This window comes from Pseudomonas rhizozeae (assembly GCF_031583775.1).
Classification (GTDB): Bacteria; Pseudomonadota; Gammaproteobacteria; order Pseudomonadales; family Pseudomonadaceae; genus Aquipseudomonas.
Genome location: NZ_JAVLSB010000041.1, coordinates 53,404 through 70,055 on the forward strand (window position 1 = coordinate 53,404; position 16,652 = coordinate 70,055).

The following is a 16,652-nucleotide window of genomic DNA, read 5'->3' on the forward strand; positions in this document are numbered from 1 at the left end:
GGGGCAGGCGCGGACATTCACGGGCGGGCCAGTCGGACCAGACGAGTCATCCTAACTCGCTTCAAATAACGCCATGGCCTCGACATGTGCCGTCTGAGGAAACATATCGAGAATCCCGGCACGTTTTAACCGGTAGCCCTGCTTGATCAGTTCGACCGTATCGCGCGCCAGCGTGGCCGGGTTGCATGACACGTAAACCAACCTTTTGGCGCCCAGCGACGCCAGCTTGCGCACCACCTCGTAAGCACCGTCACGGGGTGGGTCCAAGAGTACCGCACAAAAGCCGTCCACTGCCCATTCGGCATCGGCCAAAGGCTGGGATAAATCGGCCTGAAAAAACTTCGCGTTATGCAGATTGTTGCTAGCTGCATTCGCCGCCGCGCGCTCGACCATCGCCTGCACGCCTTCCACCGCCACCACTTCGCGCACTCGCTGCGCCAGCGGCAAGGCAAAGTTGCCAAGGCCGCAGAACAGGTCCAGCACACGCTCATCGGCGGCCGGCTTCAGCCAGTCCAGCGCCTGGGCGATCATCGCCTCGTTGACGCCGGCATTGACCTGAATGAAATCCCCGGGTCGGTAAGCCAGATGCAGGTTCCACGTCTCCAAGTCATAGCCCAAAGACAGATCGCCGTCGACCGGATGCGGCTCACTGTCGCCATGCAACCACAACTGCGCTTCGTGGAACGCGCAAAACTCCTTGAGAACCGTCAGGTCCGCCTCAGACAGCGGCGCCGTGTGCCGCAACAACACTGCCAGTTTCGAACCGCTGAACAATTCAACGTGGCCGAGCGCCTGCGGTTTACTCAGGCGCCGGAGCATCTCCGGCAAACGGGTCATGATCGGCTGCAAGGGCTGTACCAAAACCGGACACTCGCTGATGCCAACGATGTCCTGACTGCCCGCCGCGCGGAAACCCACTTCGAGGGTTTTAGCCTTCTGGTCCCAGCGCACGGCCACCCGGGCGCGTCGTCGGTAGGCGAATTCGGGGCCGCTCAAAGGGGCGGCCCACGCTTGCGGTTCGACGCCGGCTACCCGCGACAATTGCTCGGCGAGCATGCGCTGTTTAAGGGCGAGTTGTTCGTCGTGAGGCAGATGTTGCACGCTGCAACCGCCGCAGCGGCCGAAGTGCACACAGGGCGCCGGGCGTCGCAGTTCGCTGGCCTTGAACACACGCTCGGTGCGGGCCTCGACCACTTTGCCGTGGGCGCCCAGCACCCGCGCTTCGATCTCTTCGCCGGCCAGGGCACCGAGGACGAACCAGGTGCGGCCTTCCAGAAAAGCGATACCGCGACCGTCATTGGCCAGGCGCTCGATGGTCAGGCGCTGCTTCTTGCCGGTCGGGACTTGTGGGGCCTTGCTGCCGCCAGTGGGCTGGAAGCGCAGGCCTCTCTCGTGCTTGGCCATCAGTTGGGCGCGTCGAAAATACCGGTCGACAAGTAACGGTCGCCACGGTCGCAGATGATCGCGACGATCACCGCGTTTTCCACTTCTTTGCTCAAGCGCAACATCGCCGCCACCGCACCGCCCGAGGAGACGCCGCAGAAGATGCCTTCTTCGCGGGCCAGGCGACGGGTCACGTCCTCGGCTTCGCTTTGCGCCATGTCGACGATGCGGTCAACGCGCTCGGCCTGATAAATCTTCGGCAGGTATTCCTGCGGCCAGCGACGAATGCCCGGAATCGCCGAGCCTTCCATCGGTTGCAGGCCGACGATCTGCACGCTGTCGCTTTGCTCTTTCAAGTAGCGCGACACACCCATGATGGTGCCGGTGGTGCCCATCGAGCTGACAAAATGGGTGATGGAGCCTTGGGTCTGGCGCCAGATTTCCGGGCCGGTGCTGGTGTAGTGCGCTTCTGGATTGTCACCGTTGGCGAACTGATCGAGCACCGTGCCTCGGCCTTCGGCCTCCATGCGTTGGGCCAGGTCGCGGGCCCCTTCCATGCCTTCTTCCTGGGTTACCTGGATCAGCTCGGCTCCGTAAGCGGTCATCGCCGCTTTGCGCTCGGCGCTGGAGTTGCCGGGCATGATCAAAATCATCTTGTAACCCTTGATCGCCGCAGCCATGGCCAGGGCGATGCCGGTGTTGCCCGACGTGGCTTCGATCAGCGTGTCACCTGGCTTGATCTGCCCGCGCAACTCGGCGCGGGTAATCATCGACAACGCCGGACGGTCCTTGACCGAACCCGCCGGGTTGTTCCCTTCCAGCTTGAGCAAAAGGGTGTTGCTGGTGGCGCCAGGCAGGCGCTGCAAACGAACCAGCGGAGTGTTGCCGACGCAATCGGCGATGGTTGGGTACTGCAAGGTCATGGCGTATTCGCAATCCAGACTGCGGGGGCGCCCATCATACCGGCAAACCCGCGAAGGCCATATCACGCAAAGTGTGATGCTTATGGCTAATGGGAATAAGCACGGTTCAGTGCTTCTCTCTCTGTGGGAATCCTGACGCTTTAAGCAACCCGCGAGCACCCCACTTCCTCTGTGGGCGCGAGCCTGCTCGCGAAGGCATCATCGCGCCCCCGCACATCCTCCGCCACCAGCCGCAAGTGCAGGCGCAAGCCGCGTTCGCCATTCTCGGCCCAGACGCTGCCGCCCTGGCGCTGCACCGCATTGCGGGCAATGCTCAGGCCCAGGCCGAAACCGCCGTCACCGGGGCGCGAGCCGTCGAGGCGGGTGAAGGGGTCGAAGATCCGTTGCAGGTCTTGCTCGGCAATGCCGCCGCCCTGGTCTTCGAGCCACAGGTGCCAGTAATCGCCGTCGCGCACGCCGTCAAGGCGCACGATGCCGCCCGGCGGGGAATGGCGAATCGCATTGCGCAGGATGTTCTCGAGGGCCTGGGCCAAGGCGTTCAGGTTGCCCCGCACCCAGCAATCGGCTTCCACCAGGCATTGCAGTTGCGCGCAGGGCCAGGCGCTTTCGTAACAGGCGTTTTCGCTGAGCATCTCCCACAAGGCCGCGATCTGGATCGCTTCGTCGGGCAGCGGCGTGCGTTCGGTGTCGAGCCAGGCCAATTGCAAGGTGTCCTCGACCAAGCGCTGCATGCCGTCGACTTCGCGGCCGATCCGCTCGCGCAACTGCGCCAGCCCTTGCTCGCTTTCACTCGCCACGCGCAACCGGCTGAGCGGCGTGCGCAGTTCGTGGGACAGATCACGCAACAGTTGTTGCTGCAATGCCACGGTGCCTTGCAGGCGCTCGGACATCTGATCGAAGGCCCGAGCCAGTTCACCCAGTTCGTCCGGGCGCTTGGTGATGCGGCTCGACAGGCGCACGTTCAACTGGTCGGCGCGCCAGGCGTTGGCCTGGGCGCGCAGGTTGTTCAGCGGCACCACCAGCAAGCGATACAGCCCCACGCACAGCAACAGCGTAAACAGCCCGGGCATCACGCCGTTGGTCATCACCCGCCAGAACACCCGGTACTCCCCGGGCAGAAAGCGCTCGGGCAATTCGATCACCAGGCTGCCGAGCGCCGGATCACCAGGAAATGGCACGCGCAACCACGGCAGGCCTTTCTTGTGGATCGGCCAGTCGGGGCCACGCAGAAAGGTCAGGTGCTGGATTTCCTTGTCGTTCAGCGCTTGGCTGCTCAACGATTGCAGATTACCGCCAATCACCCCGACCCAACCGGTCTCGCGCTGGCGCATCGACTGCAAAAAATCATCGACACCGGCCCGTTGCCCCTGCTGCCAGGCCTGCTCCGCTTCGGCCGCGTAACGGGCCAAGGTGCCGCGCGCGCCATCCGAGAGGAATTGGTTGCGCTCCTCCATGTAACGCCCCCACGACCAACTCAGCCAAATCATCAGCAGACAGAACGCCACCAATAAACAGGCGAGTTTCCAGAACAGCGAGTGCCGCCCCGGCAGATCAGACCCCTTCATCGGCGGCACTCAACAGGTAACCCTTGCCCCACACCGTGCGCACTTCGCGCTCGGTGTAGCCGATGGTTTTCAGTTTGCGGCGGATCTGGCTGATGTGCATATCGAGGCTGCGGTCGTGGGCGGCGTAACCCCGTTGCAGCACGTGCTGATAAAGGAAGGCCTTGCTCAGCACCTCGTCATTGCGGCTGAGGGTCTCTAGCAGACGGTATTCGGTGCGAGTGAGGCCGGCCCACTGCTCTCCGAAGCAGGCATCGAAGCGTTCATCGTCGAGCCGCAGGTTGTGGGAATCGGCCACCCGCGCTGCCGGTTGTGGGCGGCGATCAAGGGCGACCCGGCGCAGGATCGCTTCAATGCGCACCCGCAGTTCGACCATGCTGAAGGGCTTGGGCAGATAGTCATCAGCGCCGAGGCGAAAACCGCTGACCCGATCCGCCTCGGCCCCCAGCGCCGAGACCAGCACCACCGGCGTGGAATGGCTGCGGCGCAATTGGGTGAGCACCGCGAGGCCGTCGAGTTCCGGCAGCAGAATGTCCATCAACACCACGTCGAAGTTTTGAGCGCGGGCCATTTCCAGGCCTTGGCGGCCGTTCTGGCACCAGGTCACCTGAAAGCCGCAACGGCCCAGGTGCTCATGAACGTAAGCGCCGAGGACCAGATCGTCTTCAATGGACAGAATGCGTGGAGCAGCCGCAGGGATGGGAGTCATGACTATCTGCAAATAATTCTCAGTTGGGCGATTATTCAAGATTGCCCTCCAACCGGCAACACAAGCTTCTTGCAGTGCGACAAAGCGCTGGTCAAATCGCACACATGGCGGCATTAATTTAGCCGGATCGTCAGCGTGCAAATCGCTACACTGCGCGGGAAGCGCGTGCCGGATGCACGTTTAGGTCAATCAATTCGCTGCACACAGGAGAGAGGCGTGCTCAAGAAACTGGGAATCAAAGGTCGCGTGCTGTTGCTGACCCTGTTGCCAACCAGCCTGATGGCGTTGGTGTTGGGCGGTTACTTCACCTGGATGCAGCAGTCCGACCTGCAAACCCAGTTGTTGCAGCGTGGCGAAATGATCGCCGAACAACTCGCGCCCCTGGTCGCACCGGCCCTGAGCAGCAACAACGCCGAACTGCTGGAACGCATCGCCACGCAATCCCTGGAACAGACCGACGTGCGCGCGGTGACCTTCCTCAGCGCCGACCGCACGGTACTGGCGCACGCGGGACCGACGATGCTCAACCTGCCGCCGATCAGCCGCAATTCGCACATGGCCCAGCGCACCGGCAACGACGCAACGCGCTACCTGCTGCCGGTGTTCGGCAAACACCGCAACCTGGCCGGTGACCTGGTGCCCGAAGAATCGGAATTGTTGCTGGGTTGGGTGGAACTGGAACTGTCCCACAGCGGCATGCTGCTGCGTGGTTACCGCAGCCTGTTCGCCAGTTTGCTGCTGATCGCCGCCGGCCTGGCCGGCGCCGCGCTGCTGGCCCTGCGCATGGGCCGCACCATCAACACGCCGCTGAGCCAGATCAAACAAGCCGTGGCGCAACTCAAGGACGGCCACCTGGAAACCCGCCTGCCGCCGCTGGGCAGCCAGGAACTGGATGAATTGGCGTCCGGCATTAACCGCATGGCCGGCACCCTGCAAAACGCCCAGGAAGAATTGCAGCACAGCGTCGACCAGGCCACCGAGGATGTGCGGCAGAACCTGGAAACCATCGAGATCCAGAACATCGAGCTGGACCTGGCGCGCAAGGAAGCCCTGGAAGCGAGCCGGATCAAGTCCGAATTCCTCGCCAACATGAGCCATGAAATCCGCACGCCGCTCAACGGCATTCTCGGTTTTACCCATCTGCTGCAAAAAAGCGAGCTGACCCCACGCCAGCTCGACTACTTGGGCACCATCGAAAAATCCGCCGACAGCCTGCTGGGCATCATCAACGAGATCCTTGATTTCTCGAAGATCGAGGCCGGCAAACTGGTGCTCGACAATATTCCGTTCAACCTGCGCGACCTGCTGCAGGACACCCTGACCATCCTCGCCCCCGCCGCCCACGCCAAGCAATTGGAGCTGGTCAGCCTGGTCTACCGCGACACGCCGCTGTCGCTGGTGGGCGACCCGTTGCGGCTCAAGCAGATCCTCACCAACCTGGTGAGCAACGCGATCAAGTTCACCCGCGAAGGCACCATCGTCGCCCGCGCCATGCTCGAAGAAGAACACGAAGACAGCGTTCAGCTGCGCATCAGCATCCAGGACACCGGCATCGGCCTGTCCAACCAGGATGTGCGCGCATTGTTCCAGGCCTTCAGCCAGGCGGACAACTCGCTGTCGCGGCAACCCGGCGGCACTGGCCTGGGGCTGGTGATTTCCAAGCGACTGGTGGAACAGATGGGCGGCGAGATCGGCGTCGACAGCACGCCGGGCGAAGGCTCGGATTTCTGGATCAGCCTCAGCCTGCCGAAAACCCGCGATGATGCCGAAGACTTGCCCGCCGCGCCGCTGCTCGGGCGCCGGGTCGCAGTGCTGGAAAAGCATGAACTGGCGCGCCAGGCCTTGCTGCATCAACTGGAAGATTGCGGGCTGGAGGTTACGCCGTTCAATACCTTGGAACAGCTCAGCAACGGCGTGACCGCTGCGCACCAGACCGATCAGGCGATCGACCTCGCCGTGCTCGGCATCACCAGCAACGACATGCCGCCCGAGCGCCTCAATCAGCACATCTGGGACCTCGAACACCTCGGCTGCAAAGTGCTGGTGCTGTGTCCGACCACCGAGCAGACGCTGTTTCATTTGTCGGTGCCCAACCCGCACAGCCAGTTGCAGGCCAAACCGGCGTGCACGCGCAAATTGCGCCGGGCGTTGTCCGATCTGGTCAGCCCGCGACCGTTGCGCAGCGAACCCGGCGAACCGCTGTCCAGCCGTGCGCCGAAAATCCTTTGCGTCGACGACAACCCGGCCAACCTGTTGCTGGTGCAAACCCTGCTCGAAGATATGGGCGCCAAGGTGCTGGCGGTGGAAAGCGGTTACGCCGCCGTGCGCGCGGTGCAGACCGAAGCGTTCGACCTGGTGTTGATGGACGTGCAGATGCCCGGCATGGACGGCCGGCAAAGCACCGAGGCGATTCGTCTGTGGGAAAGCGAGCGCCATTCCACACCGCTGCCGATCGTCGCCCTCACCGCTCACGCCATGGCCAACGAGAAGCGCGCGCTGCTGCAAAGCGGCATGGACGATTACCTGACCAAACCCATCAGCGAACGGCAACTGGCGCAGACCGTGCTCAAGTGGACCGGCCTGGCCCTGCGCAACCAGGCGCCGGAGCGTCCCGCCGACCATCAGGGCCAAGGCGAACTGCCGGTGCTCGATGCCGAAGAAGGCTTGCGCCTGGCCGCCGGCAAAGCCGATCTGGCGGCGGACATGCTGGCGATGTTGCTGGCGTCCCTGGAAGCCGACCGCGAAGCCATCAGCAAAGCCCTGCAGGCCAACGACCAGAACGCCTTGATCGAACGGGTCCACCGCTTGCACGGTGCGACGCGCTACTGCGGCGTCCCGCAATTGCGCGCGGCCTGCCAGCGCAGCGAAACCCTGCTCAAACAACAGGACCCGAGAGCCGTGATGGCCCTGCAAGACCTGGAACGGGCGATCAATCGCCTGGCCAGCGAAGCACGCATCGGTGCCTGACCCAGGGCAATAACCGACGCTGCGATCAGGATTAAGCTGAGGGCATTCCATTTTTCCCAAGACCGAGGCCGGCCATGCGCACAATTCTTTTCAGTTGCCAGAGCTACGACCGCGACAGTTTTCTCGGCGTCGCTGCCGATGGCACCGACCTGCACTTCCAGCCGGCCCGATTGAGCCTCGACACCGCCGCCCTCGCTGCCGGTTGCGAGGTGGTCTGTGCCTTTATCAACGATGACCTCAGCGCCCCCGTGCTGGAACGCCTGGCGACGGGCGGCACGCGGCTGATCGCCTTGCGCTCGGCGGGTTACAACCATGTCGACCTGGCGATAGCACAACGCCTGGGGCTGGCGGTGGTGCGTGTTCCCGCCTACTCGCCGCACGCCGTGGCCGAACATGCTGTGGCGCTGATCCTGGCGCTGAACCGCTGCCTCCCGCGCGCCTGCAATCGCACCCGCGACGGCAACTTCGCATTGCACGGGCTGACCGGTTTCGACCTGGTCGGCAAAACCGTCGGCGTGGTCGGCACTGGGCAAATTGGCGCCACGTTTGCCCGCATCATGCACGGCTTTGGTTGTCCACTGCTGGCCTATGACCCTTATCCGAACCCGGCGCTGCAGGCACTCGGCGCTCGCTATGTGAGCTTGCCGCAATTGCTTGCCGAATCGCAGATCATCAGCCTGCACTGCCCACTCAATGAACAGAGCAAGCACCTGATCAACGCTGACTCACTGGCACACATGCAGTCCGGCGCCATGCTGATCAACACCGGCCGCGGCGCACTGGTGGACGCGGCCGCGCTGATCGACGCGCTCAAGAGCGGTCAACTGGGTTATCTGGGACTGGATGTGTATGAGGAAGAGGCGCAGCTATTTTTCGAGGATCGCTCCGACCAGCCGCTGCAGGACGATGTGCTGGCGCGGCTATTGAGCTTTCCCAACGTGATCGTCACCGCGCACCAGGCCTTTTTAACCCACGAGGCCCTGGCAGCGATTGCCACCACGACCTTGCAGAACATCGACGCCTGGGCTGCCGGTACGCCGCAGAATCTGGTCAGCGGCTAGCCCGTTCAGACCAAGCTGGCGAAGATCAACAGGCCCAGCCAGCCGAAGCCTGCCAACCGTTGCTGTGCGGAATGACCGGGGCGTAGCAGGAACCAGACGAAAAACGGTGGCAGCAAAAATATCGCGATTTTCAACCAGCCTTCCGTGGGCCGCCCGGTCGTTGGTGCGCCGTCCTGAATCACCGACTCCTGCACCACCGATTTGCGCCGACGGCCGAATGCCGCCGGTGTCACTTTGGCCACGGTCGGGTCGCGCGGCAACTGGCCGAAAGAAATCGATGCAGGCCGAGAGGCTGTCACGGTCGGCTCGGCCGCCGGAGCACCGCAATGGATGCACGCAGGCGCGGTGGAACTGATGCTCTGCTTGCATTCATAACATTCGATCAGCGCCATTTCCGTTCCCTAGAGTGATAAAAGGCGGCAGTGTGCCATGAGTCGGGGGCGGTTTTGAACCTGATCGAAGGTCAACTGCCTGCGCCATGCTGCGTCCATGCCCGTGCTAGCATACCGCGCATATTTGGAGGACCCATGGTCGAACACGATTTCCGCTACAGCCTGATGAACCCGCAACACACCCTCACCGAATGCCGCGCCCTGGTGCCGGGCCGTTATCAGGTCACCGGTAACGGTGGCTCGATTCGCAATAACGACGTGCTGGTGGTCACCCTCAAAGGCGCCAAGGACTTGTCCATGCGCCTGACCGTGGAAACGGTTCGCCACCTGATCAACCCACCCGGTCAATGGGTCGCGGTGGCCAGTGGTCCGGTGTTCGGCGAGTTGGCGATTCACACCTGGCAAGTCAACTGCGACAGTTGCGCCAAGGTGCTGAGCTTCGAATTCGCGGTGGATGGCAAGCTCGGCAATAAGGCGGAAAAACCGGCGGCCACCGCACGCATTGCCGAGTTGGGCTGGCGCAGCGTCGGCGACAAACACCTGTGCCCAGCCTGTCAGGAGCCCGCGTGATGAAACGCCTTGCCCTGACCGCGCTGGTCGGTGCCAGCCTGCTCGGTTGCGCCGCGGAACCGGTGCAACTGCAACACGACCGTAGCTACATCCTGGAGTGGATCGGCGAGCGGCCATTGATGGATTACAGCCACCTGACCGTGACCCTCGGCGCCGATGGCCGCGCCTACGGCAATGGTGGCTGCAACCATTGGTTCGCGCCGTACACCCTGGACGGCAACAAGCTGAGCTTCGGCAAAATCGGCAGCACCCGCAAACTCTGCGCCGAAGCCTTGATGGAACAGGAACAGCGCTTCCTGCAAGCGCTGGAGAAAGTCCAGCGTTGGGACATCTCGCCAATCGAGCAGATGCGCTTCTGGCCCGCTGAAGGCAAACCGTTGCGCTGGTGGCTGGAAGAAGGCTGATTCGGAGTGCTGCGAGGAGCTTGTGCGGCTTCGCAACGCCCTGGCGAGAGAGCTTTTGTGGCCAACTAGTTCTTAATGACCAGCGGTACACCACAAAAAGCGGTATGCCGCAGTCCTGTTTGACTCAACTCCCCGCCTGCAACGCCTTCAGCTTGGCCAGCACGCCCGCCGCGGTCTGTTCGCCCATCAACTGCTCACGCACTTTGCCCTTGTCGTCGATGATGTAGGTCACCGGCAAGGCTTCGCTGCGGGGCAGGTCGAACAGTTCCGCAGGGTCCTGGGCCAGCACAGTAAATTTAATCCCGAGTTTTTCGCTGGCACTTTTCAGCTCTTCGCCTTGCACGTTGTCGAAGTTGACCCCGAACACACCGATTTTCTGCCCCTTGAGTTCTTCCGCCAGGACGTTCAATTCCGGAATTTCGGTCCGGCATGGGCCACACCATTCGGCCCAGTAATTGAGCACCACCCACTGTTTGTCGAGGCGTTCGCCCGCGACTTTCTGGCCGTTCTGGTCGGTGCCATAGTCGTTGCCGCAGCCCCCCAGCATCAACGCCCCGATGATCGCCATTGCTGCTGCCAGTCGCCTTGCCATGTCGTGATCCTTACTGAAAAAAGAATACTGCCGCGACCCATTGCCACCCAAGGTTCTGGATTGCGCGTTGCCCAGTTAGAATAGCCGCCACCTTACGCAAGAAGCGACCCGCACATGACCGATCTGACGCTTTATCACAATCCGCGCTGCTCGAAATCCCGCGGTGCGCTCGAATTGCTCGAAGCCCGTGGCCTGACGCCGACCGTGGTCCGTTACCTGGAGACCCCGCTGGACGCCGCGCAGATCCAGGCCTTGCTCGGCAAACTCGGCATCAGCGCCCGCGCCCTGTTGCGCACCGGCGAGGACGAGTACAAAACCCTTAACCTGGCCGACAGCAGCCTCAGCGAAGCGCAACTGATCGCCGCCATCGCCGCGCACCCGAAACTTATGGAGCGGCCGATTCTGGAAGTCGGTGACAAAGCCGTAATCGGCCGGCCGCCGGAGAATATCCTGGAGCTGTTGCCGTGAGCGCGCCGTACATCCTCGTCTTGTATTACAGCCGCAGCGGCTCGACCAACGAGATGGCCCGGCAGATTGCCCGCGGTGTCGAACAGGCCGGGCTGGAGGCGCGGCTGCGCACGGTGCCAGCGATTTCCACCGAATGCGAAGCGGTGTCGCCGGACATTCCCGACGAAGGCGCGCTGTACGCCAGCCTCGACGATTTGAAGAACTGCGCCGGCCTGGCCCTCGGCAGCCCGACGCGCTTCGGCAACATGGCCGCGCCGCTGAAATACTTTCTCGACGGCACCAGCAACCTGTGGCTGACCGGCGCCCTGGTGGGCAAACCGGCCGGGGTCTTCACCTCCACCGCGAGCCTGCATGGCGGCCAGGAAACCACCCTGCTGTCGATGATGTTGCCACTGCTGCACCACGGCATGCTGATCACCGGCCTGCCGTACAGCGAATCGGCGCTTCTGGAAACCCGTGGCGGCGGTACGCCCTACGGCGCCAGCCACCACGCCGGCGCCGACGGCAAGAGTCCGCTGGACGAACATGAAATGGCGCTGTGCCGGGCTTTGGGTCAGCGCCTGGCCAAGACCGCGCAGAAGCTGGAGCGCTGACCGTGGCGAAAAAGCCGAAAATTCTGCCTGCCATCGCGTGGCTGGAGCCGCGGGTGCGGGCGATGCGGGTGGTCAGCCTGCTGTGTTTTGCGGGGTTGATCGTTCTCCTCAGCGTTTACTTCCTGGCCATCGCCGACCTGCATGGCGCGCGGCCCTGGGTGATTCTGCTGATCGAACTGGTGCCGTTGCTGATCCTCGCACCGGGGATGATCCTCGGCAGCCCGCGCGCCCATTCGTGGCTGTGCTTCGTCGTAAACCTGTATTTCATCAAGGGTGCGCTGGCGGCGTATGACCCGAACCGTCACCTGTTCGGCCTGCTGGAAATGGCCGCGAGCCTGGCGGTGTTCTGCTCGGCGCTGTTGTTTGTGCGCTGGCGCTTTCAGTTGAATCGCAAGTTGGCGGGGGAAGGCGAGATATCTGTCGCCTGATCGGGCCTCATCGCTGGCAAGTCGAATCGTCGCACCGCAGCTCCCACAGATTTCGGTGTTGAGCACAAGATTTGTGGCCTACTCCAATCACTGTGGGAGCTGGCTTGCCAGCGATGGGCGCGATTCGGTGTCAATGATTGGCGGTATACGCCAGCATCATCGAGAGCTGGCTCATCGGCCGCCCGCCACTCTGCTCATGCCACTGATTGAAGGCATCCTGCACCGTGGCCAGGTCGCGCAGGCTGGTGGGCACCTTGTCGACGATCTTCTGCGCATTCAACGCCGCCACCACGTCATAGCTCGGCACGAAAGTGTCCTTGCCGACCATGCGCAGGAAGCGCGGCGCCGACAGCCCGCCCAACTGGCTGCCGCGTTTTTTCAGGTAGGTCCAGAGGCCGACGATGTCGGTCACCGGCCAGTCAGCGATCAGCGCACCGAAACTGCCACGCTCGTGGGCCTCGTCGAGAATGAACTGGGCATTGCGCGGCACGCTCTTGAGCTTGCCCAAATGGCGGATGATCCGTGCATCCTGCATCAGTCGCTCCAGATGCTCGGCGCTCATCAGCACGACTTTTTCCGGGTCGAACTTGAAGAACACTTCTTCGAACGCCGGCCACTTGGCGTCCACCAGGCTGTGCTTGAGCCCGGCGCGGAACACCCGCAGTGCCATCGTCGAGAGGTAGCGATCATCGCTGATCCTGCGCAGTTGCGCCGGGGTCTTGGGGGCGGGCAGATGGGCTTCGAGTGCAGCAGCCGAACCGAAGCGATTCAGACAGTATTCGTGCAGCCACTTGTAGTCGCGCATGCCCTTTCCTAAAGAATGAAATGAAATACCAGTGGGAGCGAGTCTGCCCGCGAAGAGGTCCTGTCAATCGACATCGCTGTCGCTGACAGAGCGCATTCGCGAGCAGGCTCGCTCCCACCGTCAGTACTGTTAAATGTTGACGACGTTTACAAACCGCGAAGCCGCGCTTTCGTCGATCCGCAAACTGGTGAAGTCGAACAGGTTGCGATCCGCCAGTTGCGACGGCTGCACATTTTGCAGACTGCGGAAGATGCTTTCGGTTCGGCCCGGGGTCTTGCGTTCCCAGTCCTGAAGCATGTCCTTGACCACCTGGCGCTGCAGGTTTTCCTGTGAGCCGCAGAGGTTGCACGGGATGATCGGGAACTGCTTGAAGTCCGAATAGGCCTGGATGTCTTTTTCGTTGCAGTAGGCCAACGGACGGATGACCACGTTGCGTCCATCGTCGGCGCGCAGCTTGGGCGGCATGGCCTTGAGCGAGCCGTTGAAGAACATGTTGAGGAAGAACGTTTCGACGATGTCGTCGCGGTGGTGACCCAAGGCCATCTTGGTCGCGCCGATTTCATCGGCAAAGGTGTAAAGCGTGCCACGGCGCAGGCGCGAACACAGCGAGCAGGTGGTCTTGCCTTCAGGGATCAACTCCTTGACCACCGAATAGGTGTCTTTCTCGACGATGTGGTACTCGACGCCCAGTTCTTTCAGGTAGGCCGGCAGGACGTGCTCCGGGAAGCCGGGCTGCTTCTGGTCCATGTTCACCGCGACGATCTCGAATTTGATCGGCGCCACCTTCTGCAGGTGCAACAACACGTCGAGCATGGTGTAGCTGTCCTTGCCACCCGACAGGCAGACCATGACCTTATCGCCGTCCTCAATCATGTTGAAGTCAGCGACCGCCTCACCGGCCTGCCGGCGCAGGCGCTTCTGCAGTTTGTTCTGATTGACCGAAAGAGTGCCCATGACACGAAATCCGTGAGGTCTGACGAAAGGCCGGCATTTTACGCAAAAACTTCGCCGTTGTGGCGAGTGAGCGAGCTGCCTCGCCACGGGAATATCGGTGCAAGTCAGACCCAGCGGCGATTAATAGTCTGCTTTACAGCGCGATTTGCTCTAAAGCCCCTGCATCCACGGGGTGAAGTCCTTTCTATACTGCGACATAAGGTCGCATTCATATTCAAGACCTTCACTTACGTGGCCTCTGGGCCGGTAGGCGCTCCGCTGGGGGGCGATGGCAATAACAAGAGGAGTGACTGGCATGATCCATCACGTTGTGGGGCTGTTCACCCACCCTGATCAGGAATGGCGCGAAATACGTGGCGACCAGGAGGAAAGCATCAGCCACATGTACCTGACACACACCTTGATTCTCGCGGCGATCCCCGCCGTTTCGGCATTTATTGGTACGACTCAAGTGGGCTGGGTCATCGGCAATCGCGCACCGGTCATGCTGACCCAGGAAAGCGCGCTGTGGATGACCCTGATGTCCTACATCGCCATGCTCGGCGGCGTAGCGGTGATGGGCGCGTTCGTACACTGGATGGCCCGCACCTACGACGCCAACCCGAGCCTGGCCCGCTGCGTCGCGTTCGCCACCTACACCGCCACGCCGCTGTTTATCGGCGGGCTGGCGGCGCTCTACCCACACATGTGGCTGGGGATGATCGTCGGCACCGCGGCCATCTGCTACACGGTGTACTTGCTGTATGTCGGTTTGCCGACGTTCATGAACATTCCATCGGATGAGGGCTTTCTGTTTTCCAGTTCGGTGTTGGCGGTGGGCCTGGTGGTGCTGGTGGCCATCATGGCGTTCACCGTGATCGTCTGGGGCCTGGGAGTGGGCCCGGTGTACACCAACTAGCTGACCACAAAACCAAGATCTGCCGACACAGGCCGCCGCAAGGCGGCCTTTTACTGCGCCACATGACCATTCGGCGCCTCGGCTTTTCGTATTCCCAGGTGTTTGCGCCATACTCGGCAACTCTGGAGACCCATCAAGCATGCCCGAGCAACTCAATACCCGCGTCGAAGACTGTTTCCTGCAAGCCGAATCCTTTTTCAAACGAACCTTCAAACGCCCCGTGGTCAGCCTCAAGCTGCGCGGGCAGAAAGCCGGTGTCGCGCATTTGCACGAGAACCTGCTGCGCTTCAATCCGCAGTTATACCGGGAAAATACCGACGACTTCCTCAAGCAGACCGTGGCCCACGAAGTCGCGCACCTGATCGCGCACCAGTTGTTTGGCGATCGCATCCAGCCCCATGGCGAGGAATGGCAACTGATCATGCGCGGCGTCTATGAACTGCCCCCGAACCGCTGCCACACCTATGACGTCAAGCGTCGCAGCGTCACGCGCTATATCTACAAATGCCCGTGCGCCGACAGCGACTTCCCGTTCTCCGCCCAGCGCCACCGCCTGGTACGCCAGGGCCGGCGCTATCTGTGTCGACGCTGTCGCCACACCTTGGTGTTCAGCGGCGAGATGCGGGTTGAGTAATCGGGAGTTGCGGTACGCCTGCCCGACAAACACTAAATAATCACCTTGCCCTTGCGCAGTTCAGCGATCCGCTCAGCGCTAACCCCCAACTCCCCCAACACCTGATCGGTGTGTTGCCCAAGCGCCGCGCCAATATGCCGCGGCGCCGGCAATCCCTCGGAAAACTTCAGTGGGCAGGCCATTTGTGCCTGGCTCGCACCGCCCTCCCGCGGCACCTGCACCACCAATTCCCGCGCCTGCAACTGCGGATGCTCGACCGCCTCGGCCAGGCCCAGCACGGGCTCAACACAGGCATCAATGCCGGCAAACAGCGCGCACAACTCGGTAAAGTCGTGTTTCTCGAATTCCAGCTTCAGTTCGTTCTTCAACGCCTGCTGCTGCGCCGGTTTGGCCGACAAGCCCTGGGCCGCCAGCTCCGGGCGTCCGAGGGCCGCGCACAGCGCCTGCATGAAGGCCGGTTCGAGGCTGCCCACCGACATCCAGCGGCCATCGCGAGATCGGTAGTAATCGTAGAAACTGCCGCCATTGAGCACCTGATCTTCGCGCGCCGGCTGGACCCCGGCGCCGAGGTAACCGGCGCCGGCCATGGCGTTCAGGCTGAAGGCGCAATCGGTCATGCTCACATCGACGTGCTGGCCTTGGCCGGTCTGCTGCCGGGCGATCACCGCCGCCAGCAGGCCGATCACCCCATGCAGCGAGCCACCGGCGACATCCGCCACCTGCACGCTCAACGGCACCGGCCCGCTGTCGGCGCGTCCGGTGTAGCTGGCGACCCCGGCCAGGGCCAGGTAATTGATGTCATGGCCGGCGCGTTCCTTGTACGGGCCGGTCTGGCCATACCCGCTGATCGACACGTAAATCAGCTTGGGGTTGATCGCTTTCAGTGCGGCGTAGCCCAGCCCCAGGCGCTCCATGACGCCGGGGCGAAATTGCTCCAACACAATGTCGTATTCGCGCACCAGTTGCCGCACGATCTCCAGCGCCGCCGGTTGCTTGAGGTCCAGGGCCAGGCTGCGTTTGTTGCGGTTGAGGTAGGCATGGCTGGTGGACACCCCGCCATCGTGCGGCGGCAGCACCCGAACCAGGTCCAGGCGCGTGGGCGATTCGATGCGCAATACCTCGGCGCCCATGTCCGCCAGCAACAGCGAGGCGAACGGCCCCGGCAGTAATGTCGAGAAATCCAGAACCTTGAGTGATGCCAGCGGACCTTGCATAGATGACCTCCAGAACGATGCCCAAAGCCTAGGCACGCATTGCCATTGCAGCAATCACCGGATGCATCAGCCGGACTGACGTTTGCGCTCACATC

Annotated in this window: 18 protein-coding genes; 9 read left to right on the forward strand and 9 right to left on the reverse strand. The window is 62.4% G+C overall.

Annotation, left to right across the window (positions count from 1 at the left end; all coding sequences use genetic code 11):
* Positions 1 to 51 precede the first annotated feature (51 nt).
* The 4 genes from rlmD to RG836_RS12925 form a co-directional block, all read right to left on the reverse strand.
* On the reverse strand, positions 52 to 1,404 hold the full coding sequence (rlmD, locus tag RG836_RS12910; RefSeq protein ID WP_310845909.1) for a 23S rRNA (uracil(1939)-C(5))-methyltransferase RlmD: 1,353 nt from the start codon (positions 1,402 to 1,404) through the stop codon (positions 52 to 54).
* The gene (gene cysM, locus RG836_RS12915; RefSeq protein WP_310845910.1) at positions 1,404 to 2,306 is read right to left on the reverse strand and encodes a cysteine synthase CysM; all 903 of its coding nucleotides are present in this window, start codon (positions 2,304 to 2,306) and stop codon (positions 1,404 to 1,406) included. The genes rlmD and cysM overlap by 1 nt, the downstream gene beginning before the upstream one ends.
* Positions 2,307 to 2,446: 140 nt before the next feature.
* Entirely contained in the window at positions 2,447 to 3,871 is a 1,425-nt protein-coding gene (locus tag RG836_RS12920) for a sensor histidine kinase (RefSeq protein WP_310845911.1), read from the reverse strand.
* Positions 3,858 to 4,577 carry a response regulator transcription factor gene (locus tag RG836_RS12925; RefSeq protein ID WP_310845913.1) on the reverse strand — a complete coding sequence of 240 codons (720 nt, stop codon included), beginning with the start codon at positions 4,575 to 4,577 and terminating at the stop codon, positions 3,858 to 3,860. The genes RG836_RS12920 and RG836_RS12925 overlap by 14 nt, the downstream gene beginning before the upstream one ends.
* A 216-nt stretch (positions 4,578 to 4,793) precedes the next feature.
* Between RG836_RS12925 and RG836_RS12930 the strand changes: the two genes are divergently transcribed.
* Positions 4,794 to 7,544 (forward strand): response regulator, encoded by a 2,751-nt coding sequence (locus RG836_RS12930; RefSeq protein ID WP_310845915.1) that lies wholly within the window; start codon positions 4,794 to 4,796, stop codon positions 7,542 to 7,544.
* A 74-nt stretch (positions 7,545 to 7,618) separates the two neighbouring features.
* On the forward strand, positions 7,619 to 8,605 hold the full coding sequence (locus RG836_RS12935; protein WP_310845916.1) for a 2-hydroxyacid dehydrogenase: 987 nt from the start codon (positions 7,619 to 7,621) through the stop codon (positions 8,603 to 8,605).
* A gap of 5 nt (positions 8,606 to 8,610) precedes the next feature.
* On the opposite strand, the gene RG836_RS12940 is transcribed toward RG836_RS12935, so the two are convergent.
* On the reverse strand, positions 8,611 to 8,997 hold the full coding sequence (locus tag RG836_RS12940; protein ID WP_310845917.1) for a hypothetical protein: 387 nt from the start codon (positions 8,995 to 8,997) through the stop codon (positions 8,611 to 8,613).
* Between the two features lie 135 nt (positions 8,998 to 9,132).
* Between RG836_RS12940 and RG836_RS12945 the strand changes: the two genes are divergently transcribed.
* Both RG836_RS12945 and RG836_RS12950 read left to right on the forward strand, forming a co-directional pair.
* A complete protein-coding gene (locus tag RG836_RS12945; protein WP_310845918.1) occupies positions 9,133 to 9,567 on the forward strand; it encodes a hypothetical protein in 435 nt (144 codons plus the stop codon).
* On the forward strand, positions 9,567 to 9,971 hold the full coding sequence (locus RG836_RS12950) for an META domain-containing protein (protein ID WP_310845919.1): 405 nt from the start codon (positions 9,567 to 9,569) through the stop codon (positions 9,969 to 9,971). Before RG836_RS12945 ends, RG836_RS12950 begins: the two co-directional genes overlap by 1 nt.
* 124 nt (positions 9,972 to 10,095) lie before the next feature.
* On the opposite strand, the gene RG836_RS12955 is transcribed toward RG836_RS12950, so the two are convergent.
* Entirely contained in the window at positions 10,096 to 10,563 is a 468-nt protein-coding gene (locus tag RG836_RS12955) for a TlpA disulfide reductase family protein (RefSeq protein WP_310845921.1), read from the reverse strand.
* 114 nt (positions 10,564 to 10,677) lie between these two features.
* On the opposite strand from RG836_RS12955, the gene arsC reads away from it, so the two are divergent.
* From arsC to RG836_RS12970, 3 genes are read left to right on the forward strand one after another with little or no spacing between them, the layout of a single operon-like run.
* Positions 10,678 to 11,031, forward strand: coding sequence for an arsenate reductase (glutaredoxin) (gene arsC, locus RG836_RS12960; protein WP_310845922.1), 354 nt, complete (start codon positions 10,678 to 10,680; stop codon positions 11,029 to 11,031).
* The gene (gene wrbA / locus RG836_RS12965; RefSeq protein WP_310845924.1) at positions 11,028 to 11,624 is read left to right on the forward strand and encodes an NAD(P)H:quinone oxidoreductase; all 597 of its coding nucleotides are present in this window, start codon (positions 11,028 to 11,030) and stop codon (positions 11,622 to 11,624) included. The genes arsC and wrbA overlap by 4 nt, the downstream gene beginning before the upstream one ends.
* Before the next feature lie 2 nt (positions 11,625 to 11,626).
* Positions 11,627 to 12,052, forward strand: coding sequence for a DUF2069 domain-containing protein (locus RG836_RS12970; RefSeq protein WP_310845926.1), 426 nt, complete (start codon positions 11,627 to 11,629; stop codon positions 12,050 to 12,052).
* A gap of 130 nt (positions 12,053 to 12,182) precedes the next feature.
* Here RG836_RS12970 and RG836_RS12975 read toward each other — a convergent pair whose 3' ends face one another.
* Together RG836_RS12975 and ttcA are read right to left on the reverse strand one after the other, a co-directional pair.
* Complete coding sequence (locus RG836_RS12975) at positions 12,183 to 12,857, reverse strand: DNA-3-methyladenine glycosylase I (protein ID WP_310845927.1); 675 nt, start codon at positions 12,855 to 12,857, stop codon at positions 12,183 to 12,185.
* A gap of 129 nt (positions 12,858 to 12,986) precedes the next feature.
* Complete coding sequence (gene ttcA, locus RG836_RS12980; RefSeq protein ID WP_310845928.1) at positions 12,987 to 13,811, reverse strand: tRNA 2-thiocytidine(32) synthetase TtcA; 825 nt, start codon at positions 13,809 to 13,811, stop codon at positions 12,987 to 12,989.
* Positions 13,812 to 14,106: 295 nt separating this feature from the next.
* On the opposite strand from ttcA, the gene RG836_RS12985 reads away from it, so the two are divergent.
* Together RG836_RS12985 and RG836_RS12990 are read left to right on the forward strand one after the other, a co-directional pair.
* Positions 14,107 to 14,709 (forward strand): Yip1 family protein, encoded by a 603-nt coding sequence (locus RG836_RS12985; RefSeq protein ID WP_310845930.1) that lies wholly within the window; start codon positions 14,107 to 14,109, stop codon positions 14,707 to 14,709.
* 139 nt (positions 14,710 to 14,848) lie between these two features.
* Positions 14,849 to 15,343 carry a SprT family zinc-dependent metalloprotease gene (locus RG836_RS12990; RefSeq protein WP_310845931.1) on the forward strand — a complete coding sequence of 165 codons (495 nt, stop codon included), beginning with the start codon at positions 14,849 to 14,851 and terminating at the stop codon, positions 15,341 to 15,343.
* A gap of 32 nt (positions 15,344 to 15,375) precedes the next feature.
* Here RG836_RS12990 and RG836_RS12995 read toward each other — a convergent pair whose 3' ends face one another.
* Positions 15,376 to 16,557, reverse strand: a complete 1,182-nt coding sequence (locus RG836_RS12995) for a CaiB/BaiF CoA transferase family protein (RefSeq protein ID WP_310845933.1) — start codon at positions 16,555 to 16,557, stop codon at positions 15,376 to 15,378.
* Positions 16,558 to 16,652 lie beyond the last annotated feature (95 nt).